Source organism: Actinomadura physcomitrii, from assembly GCF_008923205.2.
Lineage (GTDB): Bacteria > Actinomycetota > Actinomycetes > Streptosporangiales > Streptosporangiaceae > Spirillospora > Spirillospora physcomitrii.
Genome location: NZ_WBMS02000036.1, coordinates 14686 through 33237 on the forward strand (window position 1 = coordinate 14686; position 18552 = coordinate 33237).

Consider the following 18552-nt stretch of genomic DNA (forward strand, 5'->3'; position numbering starts at 1 on the left):
GACGACCCCCACGCCCCCCGGCTCACGCCTGTTCCAGATAGCGGTGCACGAGCGCGACGGCCATGGCGCCGTCGCCGACGGCGGACGCGACCCGCTTCATCGACTCCGCGCGGACGTCCCCCGCCGCGAACACGCCGGGGACGCTGGTCTCCAGGTGGTACGGCTGGCGGGCGAGCGGCCACCCGGCCGGGCGGCGCCCGCCGGCGACCAGGTCGGGGCCGGTGACGACGTACCCGCGCTCGTCGCGCTCGACGAAGCCGTCCAGCCAGTCCGTGCCCGGTTCGGCGCCGATGAACACGAACAGCCAGTGCGCGTCGATGGTCTTCTTCCCGCCCGGCCACGCGATCGTGAGGCGCTCGAGCCGGTCGGCGCCCTCCGCGGCGCAGACGGTCTTCCCGGTGTGCACCTCGATGTTGGGCGTCTGCCGGATCTGCTCGATCAGGTAGTGCGACATCGACTTCTCCAGGCCGTCCGCCCGGACGATGATGTGCACCTTCTTGGCGTACCTGGCCAGGTGCACGGCCGCCTGGCCGGCGGAGTTGGCGCCGCCGACCACGGCGACCTCCTCGTCCGCGCACGACGGCGCCTCGGTGAGCGCCGCGCCGTAGTACACGCCGCGGCCCACGAAGTCCTCGACGCCCTCGGCGTTCAGCCGCCGGTACGACACGCCGCTGGCGAGGATGACGGCGTGCGCCGCGATCTCCGTGCCGTCGGCGAGCCGCGCCGCCCGGGCGGTGCCGCGCGCCTCCAGCCCGACGACCTCCCCGGCCTGCAGCAGCTCGGCGCCGAACCGGTCGGCCTGCCGGCGCGCCCGGTCGGCGAGCTGCTGGCCGGTGACCCCGTCGGGGAAGCCGAGGTAGTTCTCGATCCGGGAGCTCTGCCCGGCCTGCCCGCCGAGCGCGCGGCGCTCCACCACGACGGTCTTCAGTCCCTCGGACGCCCCGTACACCGCGGCGCCGAGCCCGGACGGCCCGCCGCCCACCACGATCAGGTCGTAGAACCCGGTGGACGGGGTGCTCGGCAGCCCGATCACCGACGCCAGCTCCGCGTCCGACGGCGCGCACAGCGTGTCCCCGCCGGCCGTCACCACCAGCGGCAGCTCCGGCGAGCCGGCCGCCGCGATCAGCTCCGCGCCCTCCGGGTCGGTGTCCATCAGCCAGGTGTAGGGGGCCTGGTGGCGGGCGAGGAAGTCGCGGACCTCGTAGCAGCGGGCCGACCAGCGGTGCCCGACGACCCGCAGCTCGGCGGGCCGGGACCGGTCGGTGCGCCGCCACGCGTCCAGCTGCGCGTCGATCACCGGGTAGAACTTCTCCTCCGGCGGGTTCCACGGCTTCAGCAGGTAGTGGTCCAGATCGACGACGTTGATCGCGCGGATCGCGGCGTCGGTGTCGGCGTAGGCCGTCAGCAGGACCCGGCGCGCGTACGGGAACAGGTCCATGGCGCGTTCGAGGAACTCCACGCCGTTCATCTCGGGCATCCGGTGGTCGGCGAGCAGGACCGCCGTGTCGTCGCCGCGCAGCCGCAGCTCGCTCAGCGCCTCCAGGGCCTGCCGCCCGGACTCGGCGCGGACGATCCGGTACGACTCGGCGTACCGGCGGCGCAGGTCCCGCGCGACCGCCCGGGACACGCCCGGATCGTCGTCGACGGTCAGCAGCACTGGTTTGGACAACGCGTCCCCCTCATCCCATGACATCCCCGGGCGAAGCCTACGTGGCCCGGCCGCGCCGCGCCCCCGTCCGCACCGGCCGGCCGCCACCCCGGCGCCCCGGGGCCGGGACCGCATCGGTAATGATCGTCGCATGGACCTGCGTGTTGCGCTGATCGGATACGGCACCGGGGGCTCGGTGTTCCACGCGCCCCTGATCTCCTCGGTGCCGGGGATGCGGCTCGCCGCGGTCGTCACGGGGAACCCGGAGCGGCAGCGCGCCGTCGCCGAGCGCTACCCGGAGACGACGGTGCTCGCCAGCGCGGACCGGCTGTGGGAGGTGTCCGGCGCCTACGACCTGGTGGTGGTCGCCGCCCCGAACCGGCAGCACGTCCCGCTCGCCCGCACCGCGCTGACCTCCGGGCTCCCCGCCGTCGTGGACAAGCCGGTCGCGGCGGCGGCGGCGGACGCCCGGTCCCTCGCCGCGCTGAGCGCGGTGCGCGGGCTGCCGGTGATCCCGTTCCACAACCGGCGCTGGGACGGCGACTACCGGACCGTGCTGCGGCTGGCCGGCTCCGGCGCGCTCGGCGACGTGCTGCGGTTCGAGTCCCGGTTCGAGCGGTGGCGGCCCGAGGTGCGGGCGGGCTGGAAGGAGAGCACGGACCCGCGCGACGCCGGCGGCATCCTCTACGACCTCGGCTCCCACCTGATCGACCAGGCGATCGCGCTGTTCGGCCGTCCCGAGCGCGTCTACGCCGAGATCGACGCGCGGCGGCGCGGCGCGGCGGCGCCCGACGACGTGTTCGTGGCGCTGGAGCACCGCGGCGGGACGCGCTCCCACCTGTGGATGAGCGCGACCGCCGCGAGTCTCGGGCCGCGGTTCCGCGTCCTCGGCGACCGCGCCGCCTACACGGTGAGCGGGATGGACGGGCAGGAGGAGGCGCTGCGCAACGGGCTCACCCCGAAGGACCCCGGTTACGGCATCGCGCCGCCCGAGTCGTACGGGCGGACCGGCACGCCCGGCGACGACCGCCCGGAGCCGACCGCCACGGGCGCCTACCACGAGTTCTACGCGGCGGTGGCGCGGACGCTGCGCGGCGAGGCGCCCCCGCCGGTCACGCTCGCCGACGCGATCGCGGGCCTGGAGGTCATCGAGGCCGCGGTCCGCTCCGCCGGCGAGGGCACCGTCGTGAGCACCCGCCCGGAGTGACCGCCCGCCACGGGACGGGCGCGCGTCACAGCACGGACACGTGCACGTGGTCGTAGTGGTTCTGGGTGACGCTGCCGCGGTCCTCCATCTGGCGCCATCCGCCGCTGCCGCGCATGTCGTAGATGCGCTGCCGCCAGATCACGTACTTGATGCCGAGCCGGGACGCGTTGTCGATCACGTACTGGGCGACGCGGTCGCCGTGCGCCTTGGCGGACGCGCTCGGCATCTTCCCGCCGGTGCTCTCCATGAAGTCGCAGGCGGTGCCGGAACCGTGGTCCTGCGGGTCGCCGGGACGCGAGCACCCGATGGTGGGGAACGGCCCGAACTTCCCGTCGATCTCCAGCAGGACCGTCCGCATCCGCGCGGTCATGGAGTTGCCGACGATCGGCGACTTGCTCCCGGAGACGCCGTCGGGCCTGCCGCCGCCCGCCGGGGCCTGCGGCACCTCGGGCCTGTACTTGGCGAGCAGCTTCTTGACGCGGGCGCGCTGACCCTCCAGGTCGTCGATCTCCTTGCGCACCTCGTCCAGCTTCGCCTGCGCCGTCCGGTGCGACTGCGCGGCCCTGGCGTTCAGCTGCTCGAGGCTCTGGACGCGGCGGCCGTTGTCCTGGCTGATGTGCTCGACCACGGAGGCGTCGCGCAGCGCCGAGGACGGGTCTCCCGAGGTGACGAGCGGGATGACGTCCAGCCGCCCGGTCATGTAGGTGGTGGCGGCGATGCGCGCGACGGACAGCCGGGCCGCGCCGTACTCCCGGTCGGCCCGCGACGCGTCGGCGCCCGCCCGCTCGGCGGCCTTCTTCGCCTCCTCGAGGGAGACGAGCTCGCCGCGGTACTGCTTGGACAGCGTGTCCGCGCGCTTCTTGAGCTTCGCGTACTCCTTCTTGAGGTCCTTCTTCGGCTCGGCGGGCACGCGGGCCGCGCCGCCGGAGGCCGGGGGGAGCGCCGCCGAGATCCCGACCGCGAGGACGGCCACCGCGAGCCGCCGCGCCGCCCGGCGCCCGCCGGCCGGGCGCGCCGTCCTGCCGAAGGGACCGAAGGCCGCCACAGATCACTCCCGGATAACAGGGGGTCGGAGATTGGCGGGCACGTTACCACAATCACCACAAACCCTCCGGCATTCCGGCGGGCTACAGCGAGTCACCCGAAGTCACTCGAAGTCAACCGAAGTCAGCCCGAACACCGCGGATGACAGGGAAGAGGGCCGGACCGCCTGCGGGCGGTCCGGCCCCTCCCCCGTGCCGCCGGAGGGGCCCGGCGGCTTCCCATCAGGTCCCGACGAGGTCCTCCCAGCGCGGGACGCGGGGCTCCCAGCGCAGCCGCAGCCCGGCCTCGCGGGGCGTCCGGTCCCCCTTGCGGTTGTTGCAGCGGCCGCATGCCAGGACGGTGTTCTCCCAGGTGTTGCCGCCGCCGCGGGACTGCGGGTGGACGTGGTCGATCGTGTTGCCGCGCTGCCCGCAGTAGCCGCACCGGCCCCGATCGCGCAGGTAGACGCCGCGCTTGCTCCACGGCGGGCGGCGGCCGTGCCGCCACCGCATCGCGACGTACCGGACGAGCCTCAGCACCCGCGGCACCGGGAAGCCGCCGAACATCCGGCCCTCCTCCGCCTCCTCGACGACGGCGACCTCGCGGACCAGCATGCGGATGGCGTGCCGCAGGTCCACCTTTTGTAATGGCTCGTACGACGCGTTCAGGACGAGCACGTTCACCGGGTCACCTCCCACCCCGGGCCGCTGTCCCGCCAGGATTCGAACCTGGATAACCGCATTAACGGTGCGGCGTTCTGCCGTTGAACTACGAGACAATGTTCCGGTAATTCTCCGGTTTCCGGGCATTTCCCGGAAGCCTCCATCAGAATGCCGACGCACGACCCGCAAGGGCAACGGTTTTTCCCGCCCACTTCGAACCGCCGCCTTCCGGTGCCACCGGACGCACCGCCGGAGGACGCACCGCCGGAGGACGCGGCGACGCACGGCCACACCGGCCCGGCTGCCCGCGCCGGCCGAGGCGAGGCGCACCGCGCGACGCGATCGTAGGCCCGCCGAGGACGCGGCTCGGTGGTCAGAGGGCGGGACGGGTGATCTGGGGCATCGCCTCGGCCGCGGCGCGCCACCACCGGTCCTCCGCCGGGTCCCCGGGCGGGGTCGGTGCGCCGGGCGGGGCGTAGGCCGGCGGGCGGGTGGCCGGGATCAGCTCGATGGCGGCCCGGCAGTCGGGGCAGTCGGTGCCCGTCCACCCGAGGCGGACGGTGGCTGCTCCACGGTCGCCGCAGGCGCGGCCCGGCGGCCCGGTGCCCCAGAAGCGCAGCACGTCGGCGGCGGACACGGCGCGTTCCCCGCGGGTGCCGCGTGCGCGGTCGCGGTGGCCCCGGCGCAGCCACGCGGTGTGCTCGGCGACCAGTTGCCAGGCCAGCCCGCGGACGAGGTGGGCGGCGGTGAGCACGTCGCCGAACGCGACGTGCCGCGCGGCGACCTCGGGCAGGCCGAAGCGGTGCAGCCCGGCCGTGTCGATCCGGACCCGGGCGCCGGCGCCCGGGTCCAAGGCGACGAAGACCGACACCCATACGTGGCCGAGGGCGAACGCCTCCGGCTCGGCGGGCGGCGTCGAGCCGGGCAGGATCCGGCGGGAGTCCAGGTCGGCGACGGTGCCGCGGACGGCGGCGGCGACGGCGCGGGCGGCGAGCCGGGCGGCCTGCGCGGAGCGCGGCTGCCCGGCGGGCGGGCCGGCGGCGGTGACCGCGATGTGCCGGCGGGCGCCGACGACCGTCCCGAGCCGGCCGGGCGGCGCCGCGAGCCGGTGGAACCGGGCCTTCAGCTCGCCGGACGGGCGTGCGACGGGTTCGACGACCAGGCGCGCGGACGCGAGCATCGCGGCGGCCTCGCGCGCGAGGGCGCCGTCGCCGATGGCGTCCGGGAGGCGCCCGGGGCCGGGGAGGGTCCGCGCCTGGGTCGCCACCAGGAACCGCGTGGTCACCGTCGCCGGGACCTCCAGCATGAACCGCCCGCCCATGGGCCGCCTCCCCCGCTCTCGGGCGCGGCCCCCTGCCGCACCCGGGATCCAGGGTGGCCGCAGGCACCGTCGGGCGGAACCAGAACCGGATTCTGTGGATAAAGGGTCGGTCGGGGGGCGGCCCGCCGCTCGGCGCGGGCCCTGAAGGGGAGGAGGTCAGGGGAGGACGGAGACGGGCGCCTGGTACTCCAGGGACTCGCGCTCGACGCGGAAGCCCAGCTCCTCGTTGACCGCGAGCATGTGCTCGTTGTCGCCCAGGTTGTCGGTCTCGATCTCGCGCACCTCCGGGCGCTCCGCCGCGAGCCACTCGAGCATCGCGGCCTTGACCCAGATGCCGAGGCGGCGGCCGCGGTGCTCGGGCGCGACGGCCGTGTCGTACTGGGCGGCGCGGCCCGCCGCGTCGTGCGGGACGACGACCTCGGTGAAGCCGGCCACGACCGTGCCGGAGGCGTCGAGGGCGGCGACGGTGTAGAGGTCGTCGCCGCGCTTGGCGACCACCTCGGCCGTCTCGCGGACGCGGTGCGCGTCCCAGGGGGCGCCCTCGTACTCGGCGAGGTCGGCCATGGCGTGCTTGGCGTGCGCGAGGGCGGTGGCGTGCTCGTCGGGGACGACGCCCTTCCAGCGGATCAGCCGGTAGCCCGCCGGCCCCTCCGCGACGAGCCGGGCGACGCGCTCGCGGGGGACCTCGTCCAGCCGCAGCAGCATGCCGCGCAGCACCAGCACGCACTCGAAGCCGTGCGACTCCAGGAACGGGACCGCCGGGGTGCCGGCGTGGACCTGCGCGATCACGCTGGTGCGGCCGTCGGAGCGCAGGCCCTCGGCGGCGGCGGCGAGCAGCCGGCGGCCGAGGCCGCGGCGGCGGTACCCGGGCCGGACCTGGATGTCGATCTCGGCGGGACGGTCCGCGCCCGGCTCACCGGGCAGCCGCAGCGCGGCCACGCCGGCCAGCCCGCCGCCGTCGGCGCCGGCGTCGGGGGCCGCCCACAGCCGCTGCCGCGAGCCCGGATCGCCGCCGAGGAGCCGCTCGGCCGTCTGCTCCGGTTCCGGCGCGGGCTCGCCCGCCGGGCCGGCGGCGTGCACGGCGGCCAGCACCGCGTGCCACTCCCGGATCTGCGCGTCCGTCGGATCATCGAGCGCGATGACGTCCATCCGACTGTTGTACCTGATCCCCGCCGACCGCGACCGGGAGCCCGGGCAACCTGTGGTTCCGGACGGCCCGAAGGGCCCCTCAGCGATCGCGCGAGAACGCCTCCAGGATCCGCTCGGCGGCGAGCGCCGGGGGGAGGGTCCCGTCCGCGACGCTCTTCTCCAGGCCGGGCGCGAGGTCGCGGACGGCGGGATGGGCGTGCAGCTCGCCGAGCAGCCGGTCGCGGACCATCGCCCACGTCCAGCCGACCCGCTGGCGGCGGCGCCGCGCCTCCAGCTCGCCGGACTCGCGGAGCCGCTCCTGGTGCCCGACGATCTCGTCCCATACCTCGTCGAGGCCGGTGCCCTCCCGCGCGCTGCAGGTCAGCACGGGGGTGGCGCGGGAGCGCTCGCCGCTGCGCAGCAGCCGCAGCGCGCCCGACAGCTCGCGGGCGGCGCGCCTGGCCTCCATCGTGTGGTCGCCGTCGGCCTTGTTGACGGCGATGACGTCGGCCAGTTCCAGCACGCCCTTCTTGATGCCCTGGAGCTGGTCGCCGGTGCGGGCGAGGGTGAGGAACAGGAACGAGTCGACCATCTCGGCGACGGTCGTCTCGGACTGCCCGACCCCGACCGTCTCGACGAGGACGACGCCGTATCCGGCGGCCTCCATGACGACCATGGCCTCGCGGGTGGCCTTGGCGACGCCGCCGAGCGTCCCGGCGGTCGGGGACGGGCGGATGAAGGCGTCCGGGTCGGCGGCGAGGCGCTGCATGCGGGTCTTGTCGCCGAGGATGCTGCCGCCGGTGCGGGTGGAGGAGGGGTCGACGGCCAGCACCGCGACCTTGTTCCCCTCCCCCGTCAGCTTCGTGCCGAGCGCGTCGATGAACGTGGACTTGCCGACCCCCGGCACGCCGGTGATCCCGACGCGGCGGGCGTTGCCGGTGTGCGGGGTCAGCTCGGTCAGCAGCCGCTGCGCCAGTTCCCGGTGGTCGGGACGGGCCGACTCGACCAGCGTGATCGCCCGCGCGATCCACGCCCGCGACCCGTCCCGGACCCCGGAGACGTAGTCCTGGAGCTCCGGTCTCACCGCCCGGGGTGCCCCAGCTTCGCGGTCAGCTCGTCCAGCAGGCCGAGCGCCGCGTCGGCGAGCACGGTGCCGGGCGGGAAGATCGCGGCGGCGCCGGCGGCGCGCAGCTCGTCGAAGTCCTGCGGCGGGATGACGCCGCCGACGACGATCATGATGTCGGGGCGGCCGAGCGCGGCCAGCTCCTCGCGCAGCGCGGGCACCAGCGTGAGGTGCCCGGCGGCGAGCGAGTTGACGCCGACGATGTGCACGTCGGCCTCGACCGCCTGCCGGGCGACCTCGCCCGGCGTCTGGAACAGCGGGCCCACGTCGACGTCGAAGCCGAGGTCGGCGAAGCCGGTCGCGATCACCTTCTGGCCGCGGTCGTGGCCGTCCTGGCCCATCTTCGCGACGAGGATGCGGGGCCGGCGGCCCTCCTCCTGCTCGAACGCGGCGGTCGCGGCGCGCGCCTTCTCGATGCCGCTCACCGCTCCGGCCTCTTCCCGGTACACCCCGGAGATCGTACGGATCTGCGCGGCGTGCCGCCCGTACGCCTTCTCCAGCGCGTCGGAGATCTCGCCGACGGTCGCCTTGGCGCGGGCGGCGTCGATCGCGAGGGCGAGCAGGTTGTGGTCCAGGTCGGACGGGCGGGTGCCGTTCTCGGCGGCCTCCGCCGCGGCCGTGATCGCGCCGAGCGCGGCCTGCGTCCTGGTCTCGTCGCGCTCCTCGCGCAGCCGCCGCAGCTTCTCGATCTGCTGGGCGCGCACGGCGGCGTTGTCGACCTTGAGGACCTCGATCCGCTCCTCGGCGTCCGGCCGGTACTTGTTGACGCCGATGACGGGCTGGCGGCCGGAGTCGATGCGGGCCTGGGTGCGGGCCGCGGCCTCCTCGATGCGCAGCTTCGGCAGGCCCTCGTCGATCGCCTTGGCCATGCCGCCGGCCTTCTCGACCTCGGTGATGTGCCCCCAGGCGCGGCGGGCGAGGTCGTAGGTGAGGCGCTCGACGTAGGCGCTGCCGCCCCACGGGTCGATCGTCCGGGTCGTCCCGGACTCCTGCTGCAGCAGCAGCTGGGTGTTGCGGGCGATGCGGGCGGAGAAGTCGGTCGGCAGCGCGAGCGCCTCGTCCAGCGCGTTGGTGTGCAGCGACTGGGTGTGGCCCTGGGTGGCGGCCATCGCCTCGACGCAGGTGCGGGCGACGTTGTTGAACACGTCCTGCGCGGTCAGCGACCAGCCGGACGTCTGCGAGTGCGTGCGCAGCGACAGCGACTTCGGGTTCTTCGGATCGAACTGCTTCACCAGCTTCGCCCACAGCAGGCGCGCGGCGCGCAGCTTGGCGACCTCCATGAAGAAGTTCATGCCGATCGCCCAGAAGAACGACAGGCGCGGCGCGAACGCGTCGATGTCCAGGCCGGCCTCGCGGCCCGCGCGGATGTACTCGACGCCGTCGGCGAGGGTGTAGGCCAGCTCCAGGTCGGCGGTGGCCCCGGCCTCCTGGATGTGGTAGCCGGAGATCGAGATGGAGTTGTACTTCGGCATCCGCTGCGAGGTGTACGCGAAGATGTCGGAGATGATCCGCATCGACGGCGCCGGCGGGTAGATGTAGGTGTTGCGGACCATGAACTCCTTGAGGATGTCGTTCTGGATGGTCCCCGCGAGGCCCTCCGGCTCCACCCCCTGCTCCTCGGCCGCGGCGATGTACAGCGCCAGGACGGGCAGCACCGCGCCGTTCATGGTCATCGACACGCTCATCCGGTCCAGCGGGATGCCGTCGAAGAGCTGCCGCATGTCGTAGATCGAGTCGATCGCCACGCCCGCCATGCCGACGTCGCCGGCCACGCGCGGGTGGTCGGAGTCGTAGCCGCGGTGGGTGGCGAGGTCGAACGCGACCGACAGGCCCTTCTGCCCGGCGGCGAGGTTGCGCCGGTAGAAGGCGTTGGACTCCTCGGCGGTGGAGAACCCGGCGTACTGGCGGATCGTCCACGGCTGGGTGGCGTACATCGCCGGGTAGGGGCCGCGCAGGTACGGGGCGATGCCCGGCAGGGTGCCGAGGAAGTCGAGCCCGGCGAGGTCATCGGCGGTGTACAGCGGCGGGACGCCGATGCCCTCCGGGGTGTCCCAGGTGTGGGCCTCGGGGTCCTTGCCGGTGGCGTCGGCGACGGCGGCGCGCCACCGCTCGGCGGCCGCGTCGGCGGGGGGCGCCGTCCCGAGGTCGATCTCGGTGAAGTCGGGGATCATTCGTTCACTCCCAGATCGCGGAGGGTGGCCTGCAGCGCCTCGATCGCGTCGCATCCGGCGTGCACGCGGGCGTCGACCCCCTCGTAGGTTCCCTTACCCGCGAGCCAGACCTTCACAGCACCGGCGTCCTTCAGGACGCGCGCCGCTTCGGCGGCCTGCTCCTCGTACAGCTTGTCGCTGGAGCAGATGCAGGCGACGGCCGTGCCGGACGCCGAGAACTCCTCGGGGGCGCCGGTGACGGTCTCGATGCCGCCGGCCTGGAACAGGTTGGCGGCGAACGACGCGCGCGCCGTGTGGACGGCGATGGGGCCGAGCGTGGCGAGGAACACCTTCGGGCGGGCGCCGGTGGCCTCGGCGTGGGCGTCGGACCGGTCGCGGAGCGCCTCGAAGTCCTGCGCGTAGGTGACGACGGGCAGCCCGCCGCCGGGACGCGCCGGGGCGGCGTCGCGCTCGGGCAGCTCCTCGGCGAGGTTCGGGAACTCGCTGACGCCGGTGAGCGGGGCCTTGCGGCGGGCGAGGTCCGTGCGGCGGCGCGCCCAGGTCGCGGCGATCCGGTCGGCGACCAGGCCGGAATCGAGGGCTGCGGCGAGGCCGCCGGCCTTCTCGATCTCGGTGAACCAGGCCCAGGCGGCCTGCGCGAGGCCCTCGGTGAGGCTCTCGACGTACCAGGAGCCGCCGGCCGGGTCGACGACGCGGGCGAGGCTCGACTCCTCCAGCAGCAGCGTCTGGGTGTTGCGGGCGATGCGGCGGGCGAAGCCATCGGGCAGGCCGAGGCGCGCGTCGAACGGCTCGACGGTGACGGCGTCGGCGCCACCGACCCCGGCGGCGAACGCCGCGACGGTGGTGCGCAGCATGTTCACCCACGGGTCGCGGCGCGTCATCATCGCCGACGACGTCACGGCGTGGATCCGCGCCGCCGTCCCCTCCGCGGCGCCACTGACCTCGGCGATCCGGGCCCACAGCCGGCGCAGCGCGCGGAGCTTGGCGATCGAGGAGAACTGGTCGGCGGTGACGGCGACCCGGAACTCGATCTGCCCGAACGCCTCGTCCACGCTCAGGCCGGCGCCGGTGAGGGCGCGCAGGTACGCGACGCCGGCGGCGGCCGCGGCGCCCAGCTCCTCGGCGTCGCTCCCGCCCGCGTCGTGGTACGGCGTGCCGTCCGCGACGATCGCGCGCAGCCCCGGGAACTCCCGGACGCACCGGACGGCCAGCGCCGCCGCGTCCTCCAGGGACCCGGCGGTGCCGGTGCGGGCCCGCAGCCCGAGGGGGTCGGCGCCGAGGTTGCCCGACGCGTCCGGCCCGTTCCCGCGCTCGGCGACGAGCGCGAGGAACGCCTCGGCGGCCTCCGCCGAGCGCTCCCCCGCGTCGAGCACGACGGGCGCGAGGTCGAGCAGCACGCCGCGCAGCACCTCCGGCAGCGCGGCGACGGGCGTGCCGCCCTCGCCGAGCCGCAGCCAGACCGAGGTGGCGCCGTTCTCCAGGTCGGCGAGGACCGCCTCGCGCGTCACCGCCGGGTCCGGGTGCGCGTGCCGCTGCCGGACGTCCCAGCCCGCGAGGCCCTCGCCGTCCGGCCGCACCTCGCGGACGAAAGGAGCGAGCCCGGGCCGTCCGGGCGGGGCGTCGTCGCGGGTGTAGAGCGCGGCGATCGGCACTCCGTCGTAGGACTCGCGGGTCAGCAGGGACTCGATCTCGCCGAGGGGGGTCTCCTCGGTCGCCGCGCCCGACTTGCGCAGCACCCCCTTCACCATCTCCCGCCACCGGTCCCGCTCGGCCGGGGGGAAGGCGGCGGCCAGTTCGAGTTCTTCAGGCGGCACCGTCATGCCCTGGATGGTAAGCGCACGCCTACACCGCGCCCGAGACCGGGTCCCGGTCACCGCAACGGCCCGCAGGCCCCGGCGGGCCGCCGGTTAGCGGTCCGGGCACCGGGGAAGAGGCAAGCGCATGACGCTGGATCCGCTGCCGGGTGACCTCTACCACATGCAAGACCTGCTCGACGACTCCGAGAAGGAGATCGTCGAGCGGGTGCGGAACTTCCTGGAGTCGAAGGTGGCGCCGATCGCCGATGACTGCTGGGCGCGGGCCGAGTTCCCCTTCGACCTCGTCCCGCGGTACGGCGAGCTGGGCATCGCCGGGCTCGCCCACGACGAGTGCCCCGGGGAGCGGCCGAGCAGCCTGCTCACCGGGTTCCTCGCGATGGACATGGCGCGCGTCGACCCGTCCATGGCCACGTTCTTCGGGGTCCACACCGGCCTGGCGATGGGCAGCATCGGCCGCTGCGGGTCGCCGGAGCAGCGCGAGCGGTGGCTGCCCGCGATGGCGCGGATGGAGAAGATCGGCGCGTTCGCCCTGACCGAGCCGGAGGGCGGCTCCGACGTCGCGGCGGGGCTGCGCACCACCGCGCGCCGCGACGGCGACTCGTGGGTGCTGAACGGCGCCAAGCGCTGGATCGGCAACGGCACGTTTGCCGACCTCGTCGTCGTGTGGGCCAGGGACGAGGCCGACGACCAGGTCAAGGGGTTCGTCGTCGGCAAGGACTCGCCCGGCTTCACCGCGACCCGCATCGAGAACAAGATCGCGCTGCGCACCGTGCAGAACGCGGACCTGGCCTTCGAGGACTGCGTGGTCCCCGAGTCCGATCGGCTGCCCGGCGCGCGGAGCTTCAAGGACACCGCCGCGATCCTGCGCCGCACCCGCAGCGGCGTGGCGTGGCAGGCCGTCGGGGTGATGCTCGCCGCCTACGAGATCGCCCGCGACTACGCGGTGCGGCGCGAGCAGTTCGGGCGGCCGATCGCCAAGTTCCAGCTCGTCCAGGACCTGCTGGTGCGGATGCTGGGGAACGCGACGGCCTCGCTCGGCATGGTGGTGCGGCTGGCGCAGCTGCAGGACGAGGGGCTCTACCGCGACGAGCACTCCGCGCTCGCCAAGGCGTACTGCACCAGCCGGATGCGCGAGGCGGTCGGCTGGGGGCGCGAGCTGATGGCCGGCAACGGGATCGTCCTCGACTACGGCATCGGGCGCTTCGTCGCCGACGCCGAGGCGCTCTACTCCTACGAGGGCACCCGGGAGATCAACACGCTGATCGTCGGCCGCGCGGCGACGGGGCAGGGCGCGTTCGTGTGACGCCGCGCGCCGGGGCGGGCGCGGCGGCGGCGCGGCTGCGGGCCGGGCGGCCGCCCCGCTGCGGCCGGGCGGGCGGGGCGTTGCTAGAGTTCGGCGTCGAGGACCCGATCACGACGGGTCCGCGTCCCCCACCGAACGCGGAAAGAGAAGACTGCGCATGTCGACTGGCAGCCACGCCGGGCGCCCCAAGTCCTGGGTCGCCGTGGCCATCATCTTCGTCGGTTTCGTCATCGGCGGCGTGGGGGTCGTCATGGGCCCCGACTGGGTCGTGTTCGGCGCGGGCGCCGCGGTCGCCGTGATCGGCGGGATCATCGCCCTCGCGGTCGACATCATGACCGACGTCGTCGTCGACGACCCGCGGCAGTAGCCGTGTTCAAGCGGCCGCCCATCGAGGAGCGGATCGCGGCCCGGCAGCGCGAGCGCGGGCCGCTGAAGCCCGGGACCGTCTTCCCGCACGGCCCTGCGAAGATGCTGTTCTTCTTCGGCATCGGCGTCGTCGTGGTCACGCACATCATCGCCCTGTCGATGTACTTCGTCGACAAGGGTCCCTGACGCCTGCCGGCCCTCTCCCGGACGCGACCGCGTCCGGCGGGTGCGAAGCGGGCCGCGAGAACGTACCGTCGAAGGGACGCGGCCGCCTGCGAGCCCCCGACCCCGAGGTGGTGGGATGGCCCTGCGAATGGGAGTCGAGGAGGAGTACTTCGTCGTCGATCCCGGTTCCCGGGAGGTCGTCCCCCGCGCCGCCGCCGTGGTGCGGCGCGCGGAGCGGGCGCTCGGCGAGCGCGCCTCCACCGAGCTGGTCGACTTCCTCGCCGAGGCGAAGACCCCGCCCTGCGACGACCTGGACAAGCTCGAGGAGCAGGTCGGGTCGATGCGCGCCGCGATGGCGGACGCCGCGGCCGCCGAGGGCGTGCGGCTCGCCGCGACCGGCACGCCCGTGCTCGGCGACCTCGTGCCGGCGCCGATCGGCGCGGGCGCCCGCTACGCCGAGAGCCTCGCGGTCTACCGGGCGCTGGACGACGAGCAGAGCATCTGCTCCTGCCACGTCCACGTCGAGATGCCCGACCGGGAGCGGGCCGTCGCGGTCAGCAACCACCTGCGGCCCTGGCTGCCGACGCTGCTGGCGCTCGCCGCCAACTCCCCGTACTGGGCGGGCCGCGACACCGGGCACGCCTGCTGGCGGGTCATGGCGTGGGCGCGCTGGCCGGTGGCCGGGCCGCCGCCGTACTTCGAGTCGTACGGGCACTACGAGGAGCTGGTCGGCACGCTGCTGGGCTGCGGCGCGCTGATGGACACCGGGACGATCTTCTGGGACGTCCGGCCGTCGGCTCGGCTGCCCACGGTCGAGGTGCGGCTGGGGGACGTGGCGCCCACCGCGGCGGACGCGGCGGTGTTCGCCGCGCTGATCCGCGCGCTGGTGGAGATGTCGGTGCGCGCGGTGGAGGCCGGGGATCCGGCGCCCGAGCCGGCGCAGGAGATGCTGCGGGCGGCGTACTGGCTGGCGGCGCGCGACGGCCTGGCGGGCCGCGGGGTCGACGTGTGCACGGGCCGTCCGGCGACGTTCCGCGAGCTGGCCGGGGACCTGCTCGCGCACGTCCTGCCGGCGCTGCGCGACAGCGGCGACCTGGACCGGGCCGCGGCCGGGGTGCGGCGGCTGATCACGGGCGGGACGGGCGCGGAGCGGCAGCGCGCCGCGTACCGCCGGCGGGGCCGGCTCACCGACGTGGTGGACGCCGCCCTCCTCCGCCCGCGCCGCCTATGAGATGATTCACGCCGTTTTCACCTGCTGGTTCGCGGGTAGTCGTTCGAGTGAACGGCGTTCACCGACGGCTTGGAGGCCACGAGGGCATGGATCCGGACGCGATGCCCGGGGATCCGTTCGTCCACCCCGCCCTCTTCTACCGCGGCGACGCGGAGTACCTCGCCGGCACGGTCCCGTTCCTGCGCGGCGGTCTCGACGCCGGCGAACCGGTGGCCGTCGCCGTCCCCGGGCCCCGTCTCGGCATGCTGCGCGAGGCGCTCGGAGACGCCGCGGCCGGCGTCCGGTGGCTGGACATGGCGCAGGCGGGCCGCAACCCGGGCCGCATCATCCCCGGGGTGCTGCGCGAGTTCGCCGACCGGCACCCCGCCGGGCGTGTGCGGATCATCGGGGAGCCGGTCTGGCCGGGCCGGACCGGCACCGAGTACCCCGCCTGCGCCCAGCACGAGGCGCTGATCAACCTGGCGTTCGCCGGGCGGGAGGCGTCCATCCTGTGCCCCTACGACCTGGCGGGGCTGGACCCGGTCGCGATCTCCGACGCCCGCGCCACCCACCCGGTGCTCATCGACCGGGATGGCGAGCGCACCAGCGGCGACTACGCGCCCGGCCGCGTCATCAGCTCCTACAACCGGCCGCTGCCCGAGCCGTCCGGCGCCGCCCGGATGACCTTCGGCCTGGACGCGCTCCCGCGAGTCCGCGAGTTCACCTGCCGGTGGGCGCTGCGCCTCGGCCTCGAGCCGGAGCCCGCGGGCGACCTCGAGGTGGCCGTGCACGAGCTGGCCGCCAACTCCTGCCTGCACGGCGGCGGGACGGGGACGGCGCGGATCTGGTCCGAGGACGGCCAGGTCGTCTGCGAGGTCAGCGACGCCGGCACCATCACCGACCCGCTTGCCGGCCGGCGCCCCGCGGCGATGAGCCCGTTCGGCGGCCGCGGCATCCTGCTGGTCAACCATCTCGCGGACCTCGTCCGCATGCACACCGGGCCCGGCGGGACCGCGATCCGCGTGTACATGCGGGTCTGAGCCCCCGGCCCGCTCGGCCCGCTCAGTCCGCGACGGCCCGGTCCAGGCCGGCGAGCGCCTCGCTGAGCAGCGCCGCGCGCCCGGTGGAGGCGGCCCATTCGGCGAGGGTCGCGCTGAGGTTGACCGCCAGCACCCGCGCGGCGGCCTCCCGGCCCGGCGGGACGGGCCCGTAGGCGGCCAGCAGCGCCGCACGGGCCGGACCGGCGAATCCCGCGTAGGCGATCGACAGGTCGGCGGCCGGGTCCGCCAGGCAGAGGTCGCCCCAGTCGATCACCCCGGCGGCGCGCCCGTCCGGGGCGAGCAGCAGGTGGCGGACGTGCAGGTCCCCGTGGACGAGCACCGGTCCGCCGGCCGGGGCGTCCCGGTGCCGCGCCTCGGCCAGGAGGTCCATGACGGCGCCGTCCCGCTCCCGGACGCCGAGGCCGGCCAGCGCGTCGAGCCGGGGGTACGTGCGCGCGGCGCGGACGGCGGGGTCGGCCCGCCGCATCGGGTCGTGCGGCAGCCCGTCCCCCGCCTCCGCGGCGAGCGCCGGGTCGTGCAGCGCGCGCAGGAACGCGCCGACCTGCGCGGCGAGGGCGGTCCGGTCCTCGTCCGGGGGCCGGACCTCGGCGAGTTCGCGGCCGGGGATCATCCGCGCGCCCCAGAACGGCCACGGGAACTCCTCCGACGGCCCGGCGGTGAAGCACGGCACGGGGATCGGCAGCGGCAGGCGCGGGGCGATCGCTGGGAGCACCGCGATCTCGCGCTCGACGCCGGGGACGGCGATGCGCCTGCGCGGGAAGCGGAACGCCCACTCGCCGCCGACCAGGAAGACCGTGTTGTCCCAGCCGGTCGCGAGCGCCTCCACCGGGGCGCCCGCGAGGCCGGGGAACCGGGCGCCGACCAGCGCGGCGGCGGCCTCCGCCGTCACCTCGTGCTCGGGCTCCCATTCGGGAGCGGGCGGGGGCGCCGGCGGAGTCGTCACGCCGATGAACCGTACCCGGCCGCGGCGCCTCGAGCGGTCACCTGCGGGCTTTCGCCTCCCGGGCCGCCTTGCACGGGCGGCGGGCGGCTCCGTCCAGGGCGCCGACCGCGGGTTCGAGGCGGCCGTTCAGGCTCAGGTACTCGGCCAACTGGGGCGGGCTGTACGTGACGTCCCTCTCGAAGTGCTCCTTGGCCGTCGAGGCGACGTACTCGTTCCCGTCGAGGCGGTGGGACCGGCTGTCGGCGCACTTGCCGATCGGCCGGTCCACGGCCGGCATCAGGCGGTAGAACCTCGTCAACGAGTCATGTGGACGGGCCATCATGTCCGGCGCCACCCTGAACAGGGTGCTCTCGCTCGGCGCCATGTCCGCGGGGCCGTCCGGACCGAACGCGCCCGGACGGAACCCGAGGCCGTAGGCCCGCGCCCGGTCGGCCATCCAGAGCAGGGCGATGTCGGACAGGGACGCGTCGGGGCAGCCGCCGCCGACGTCGCAGTGCGCCCCGCTGAACCAGACCTGCTTCATCTCCTGCCCGTCGGCGCCCGGTTTCTGGTGCCAGAGCGCGGGCTCGAAGACCTCCCGGCGCTCGTCGATCGCCAGCGCCTGGAACGCGCCGTCGACCCGGGAACTGAGCCTGGTGTCGTGGAACTCCCGGCGACGGTTGAGCCGCTCGGCCAGCGGCCTGAGCCATCGCGGGCCCATCGCCGGGACGCCCAGGGCGCCGACCGTGTCGAACATCCCGAGGAACCGGATGCGCGGATCGTACGAGTACGCCCGGCGGAACAGCGCCGAAGCCACCCCGGACGGCTTCTCGGCCGCGTTCCGGTACAGTTCCCAGGCCTCCTGGACGCGGTCGGCGTTCTCCCTGCGCAGGACGCCGCAGTTGCGGATCAGCCCGGCGAGGCTGCGGGCGGTGTACGCGCCCCGGCTGAAGCCGAAGAGGAACAGGTCGTCACCGGCGGCATAGTCGTCGATGACGAAGCGGTACGCGTCGAGGACGTTCCTGGCGAGCCCGAAGCCGAACGCGCCCCCGCGCAAGCGCTCCCACCGGGTTGTCCCGACCCCGCAGTGGTAGTAGACGCGCTGCTCCACCCCCGCGGGGTCCTCCGGGGCGACGGACAGAGCGATCTTGGTGACGTTGGTCGGCGCGGGCCGCCCCGCGGTGGCCTGGTCGGCGAAGTTCCAGGTGCCGTCGCAGCAGACGACGAGTCGCTTGGTCATCCCGGCCTCCTCCGGTGCGAAGTGGGCTCATACGTGCACCATCACCCCCGCCGTCCACACCAAACCGGGACACATCGGCCCCACCGTCACCGTCCGACCGCCCTTTCGCTCCCATTGCAGGCCGCCCTCGCCGGGCGGCGCACGCCCGGGCCCGGCCGCCGCCGTCGAGGAAGCCGGTCGCCGAG

General features: G+C 74.9%; 16 protein-coding genes and 1 tRNA gene. 6 read left to right on the forward strand and 11 right to left on the reverse strand.

The window, feature by feature from the left end:
- Positions 1-22: 22 nt before the first annotated feature.
- Positions 23-1669, reverse strand: a complete 1647-nt coding sequence (locus F8568_RS34035) for an FAD-dependent oxidoreductase (protein ID WP_236009785.1) — start codon at positions 1667-1669, stop codon at positions 23-25.
- Between the two features lie 130 nt (positions 1670-1799).
- Between F8568_RS34035 and F8568_RS34040 the strand changes: the two genes are divergently transcribed.
- Positions 1800-2855 carry a Gfo/Idh/MocA family oxidoreductase gene (locus F8568_RS34040; RefSeq protein WP_151597808.1) on the forward strand — a complete coding sequence of 352 codons (1056 nt, stop codon included), beginning with the start codon at positions 1800-1802 and terminating at the stop codon, positions 2853-2855.
- 25 nt (positions 2856-2880) lie between these two features.
- Here F8568_RS34040 and F8568_RS34045 read toward each other — a convergent pair whose 3' ends face one another.
- The 8 genes from F8568_RS34045 to F8568_RS34080 all read right to left on the reverse strand — a co-directional run bounded on the left by F8568_RS34045 (position 2881) and on the right by F8568_RS34080 (position 12103).
- Positions 2881-3900 (reverse strand): coiled-coil domain-containing protein, encoded by a 1020-nt coding sequence (locus tag F8568_RS34045; RefSeq protein WP_202125683.1) that lies wholly within the window; start codon positions 3898-3900, stop codon positions 2881-2883.
- Positions 3901-4120: 220 nt separating this feature from the next.
- Entirely contained in the window at positions 4121-4561 is a 441-nt protein-coding gene (locus F8568_RS34050; protein ID WP_151597809.1) for an HNH endonuclease, read from the reverse strand.
- Positions 4562-4585: 24 nt separating this feature from the next.
- Positions 4586-4656 (reverse strand) — tRNA-Asn (locus F8568_RS34055).
- Positions 4657-4913: 257 nt separating this feature from the next.
- Positions 4914-5861, reverse strand: a complete 948-nt coding sequence (locus tag F8568_RS34060) for a hypothetical protein (protein ID WP_151597810.1) — start codon at positions 5859-5861, stop codon at positions 4914-4916.
- Positions 5862-6017: 156 nt separating this feature from the next.
- Positions 6018-7010 carry a GNAT family N-acetyltransferase gene (locus F8568_RS34065; RefSeq protein ID WP_151597811.1) on the reverse strand — a complete coding sequence of 331 codons (993 nt, stop codon included), beginning with the start codon at positions 7008-7010 and terminating at the stop codon, positions 6018-6020.
- A 79-nt stretch (positions 7011-7089) separates the two neighbouring features.
- Positions 7090-8073 carry a methylmalonyl Co-A mutase-associated GTPase MeaB gene (gene meaB / locus F8568_RS34070; protein WP_151597812.1) on the reverse strand — a complete coding sequence of 328 codons (984 nt, stop codon included), beginning with the start codon at positions 8071-8073 and terminating at the stop codon, positions 7090-7092.
- The gene (gene scpA / locus F8568_RS34075; protein ID WP_151597813.1) at positions 8070-10283 is read right to left on the reverse strand and encodes a methylmalonyl-CoA mutase; all 2214 of its coding nucleotides are present in this window, start codon (positions 10281-10283) and stop codon (positions 8070-8072) included. Before scpA ends, meaB begins: the two co-directional genes overlap by 4 nt.
- Positions 10280-12103 carry a methylmalonyl-CoA mutase subunit beta gene (locus F8568_RS34080; RefSeq protein ID WP_151597814.1) on the reverse strand — a complete coding sequence of 608 codons (1824 nt, stop codon included), beginning with the start codon at positions 12101-12103 and terminating at the stop codon, positions 10280-10282. The genes scpA and F8568_RS34080 overlap by 4 nt, the downstream gene beginning before the upstream one ends.
- Before the next feature lie 121 nt (positions 12104-12224).
- On the opposite strand from F8568_RS34080, the gene F8568_RS34085 reads away from it, so the two are divergent.
- The 5 genes from F8568_RS34085 (at position 12225) to F8568_RS34105 (ending at position 16184) form a co-directional block, all read left to right on the forward strand.
- Positions 12225-13403: an acyl-CoA dehydrogenase family protein gene (locus F8568_RS34085; RefSeq protein ID WP_151597815.1), complete on the forward strand. Its 1179-nt coding sequence runs from the start codon at positions 12225-12227 to the stop codon at positions 13401-13403.
- Positions 13404-13560: 157 nt separating this feature from the next.
- Complete coding sequence (locus F8568_RS34090; protein WP_151597816.1) at positions 13561-13770, forward strand: HGxxPAAW family protein; 210 nt, start codon at positions 13561-13563, stop codon at positions 13768-13770.
- Between the two features lie 2 nt (positions 13771-13772).
- Complete coding sequence (locus F8568_RS34095; protein ID WP_151597817.1) at positions 13773-13955, forward strand: hypothetical protein; 183 nt, start codon at positions 13773-13775, stop codon at positions 13953-13955.
- 115 nt (positions 13956-14070) lie between these two features.
- A complete protein-coding gene (locus tag F8568_RS34100; RefSeq protein WP_151597818.1) occupies positions 14071-15165 on the forward strand; it encodes a carboxylate-amine ligase in 1095 nt (364 codons plus the stop codon).
- A 101-nt stretch (positions 15166-15266) separates the two neighbouring features.
- The gene (locus tag F8568_RS34105) at positions 15267-16184 is read left to right on the forward strand and encodes a sensor histidine kinase (RefSeq protein ID WP_202125684.1); all 918 of its coding nucleotides are present in this window, start codon (positions 15267-15269) and stop codon (positions 16182-16184) included.
- Between the two features lie 22 nt (positions 16185-16206).
- Here the strand turns inward: F8568_RS34105 and F8568_RS34110 are convergent, their stop codons facing one another.
- Together F8568_RS34110 and F8568_RS34115 are read right to left on the reverse strand one after the other, a co-directional pair.
- Positions 16207-17148: a phosphotransferase gene (locus F8568_RS34110; RefSeq protein WP_151597820.1), complete on the reverse strand. Its 942-nt coding sequence runs from the start codon at positions 17146-17148 to the stop codon at positions 16207-16209.
- A gap of 37 nt (positions 17149-17185) precedes the next feature.
- Positions 17186-18367, reverse strand: a complete 1182-nt coding sequence (locus F8568_RS34115; protein ID WP_151597821.1) for a DUF2235 domain-containing protein — start codon at positions 18365-18367, stop codon at positions 17186-17188.
- Between the last annotated feature and the right edge of the window lie 185 nt (positions 18368-18552).

Bases quoted from the DNA above. Each gene is read 5' to 3' on its own strand.
- F8568_RS34060 (WP_151597810.1), bottom strand. From the start codon at position 5,861: ATGGGCGGGCGGTTCATGCTGGAGGTCCCGGCGACGGTGACCACGCGG.
- F8568_RS34105 (WP_202125684.1), top strand. From the start codon at position 15,267: ATGCCCGGGGATCCGTTCGTCCACCCCGCCCTCTTCTACCGCGGCGAC.
- F8568_RS34085 (WP_151597815.1), top strand. From the start codon at position 12,225: ATGACGCTGGATCCGCTGCCGGGTGACCTCTACCACATGCAAGACCTG.
- F8568_RS34115 (WP_151597821.1), bottom strand. From the start codon at position 18,367: ATGACCAAGCGACTCGTCGTCTGCTGCGACGGCACCTGGAACTTCGCC.
- scpA (WP_151597813.1), bottom strand. From the start codon at position 10,283: ATGATCCCCGACTTCACCGAGATCGACCTCGGGACGGCGCCCCCCGCC.
- F8568_RS34080 (WP_151597814.1), bottom strand. From the start codon at position 12,103: ATGACGGTGCCGCCTGAAGAACTCGAACTGGCCGCCGCCTTCCCCCCG.
- F8568_RS34100 (WP_151597818.1), top strand. From the start codon at position 14,071: ATGGCCCTGCGAATGGGAGTCGAGGAGGAGTACTTCGTCGTCGATCCC.
- F8568_RS34040 (WP_151597808.1), top strand. From the start codon at position 1,800: ATGGACCTGCGTGTTGCGCTGATCGGATACGGCACCGGGGGCTCGGTG.
- F8568_RS34090 (WP_151597816.1), top strand. From the start codon at position 13,561: ATGTCGACTGGCAGCCACGCCGGGCGCCCCAAGTCCTGGGTCGCCGTG.
- F8568_RS34065 (WP_151597811.1), bottom strand. From the start codon at position 7,010: ATGGACGTCATCGCGCTCGATGATCCGACGGACGCGCAGATCCGGGAG.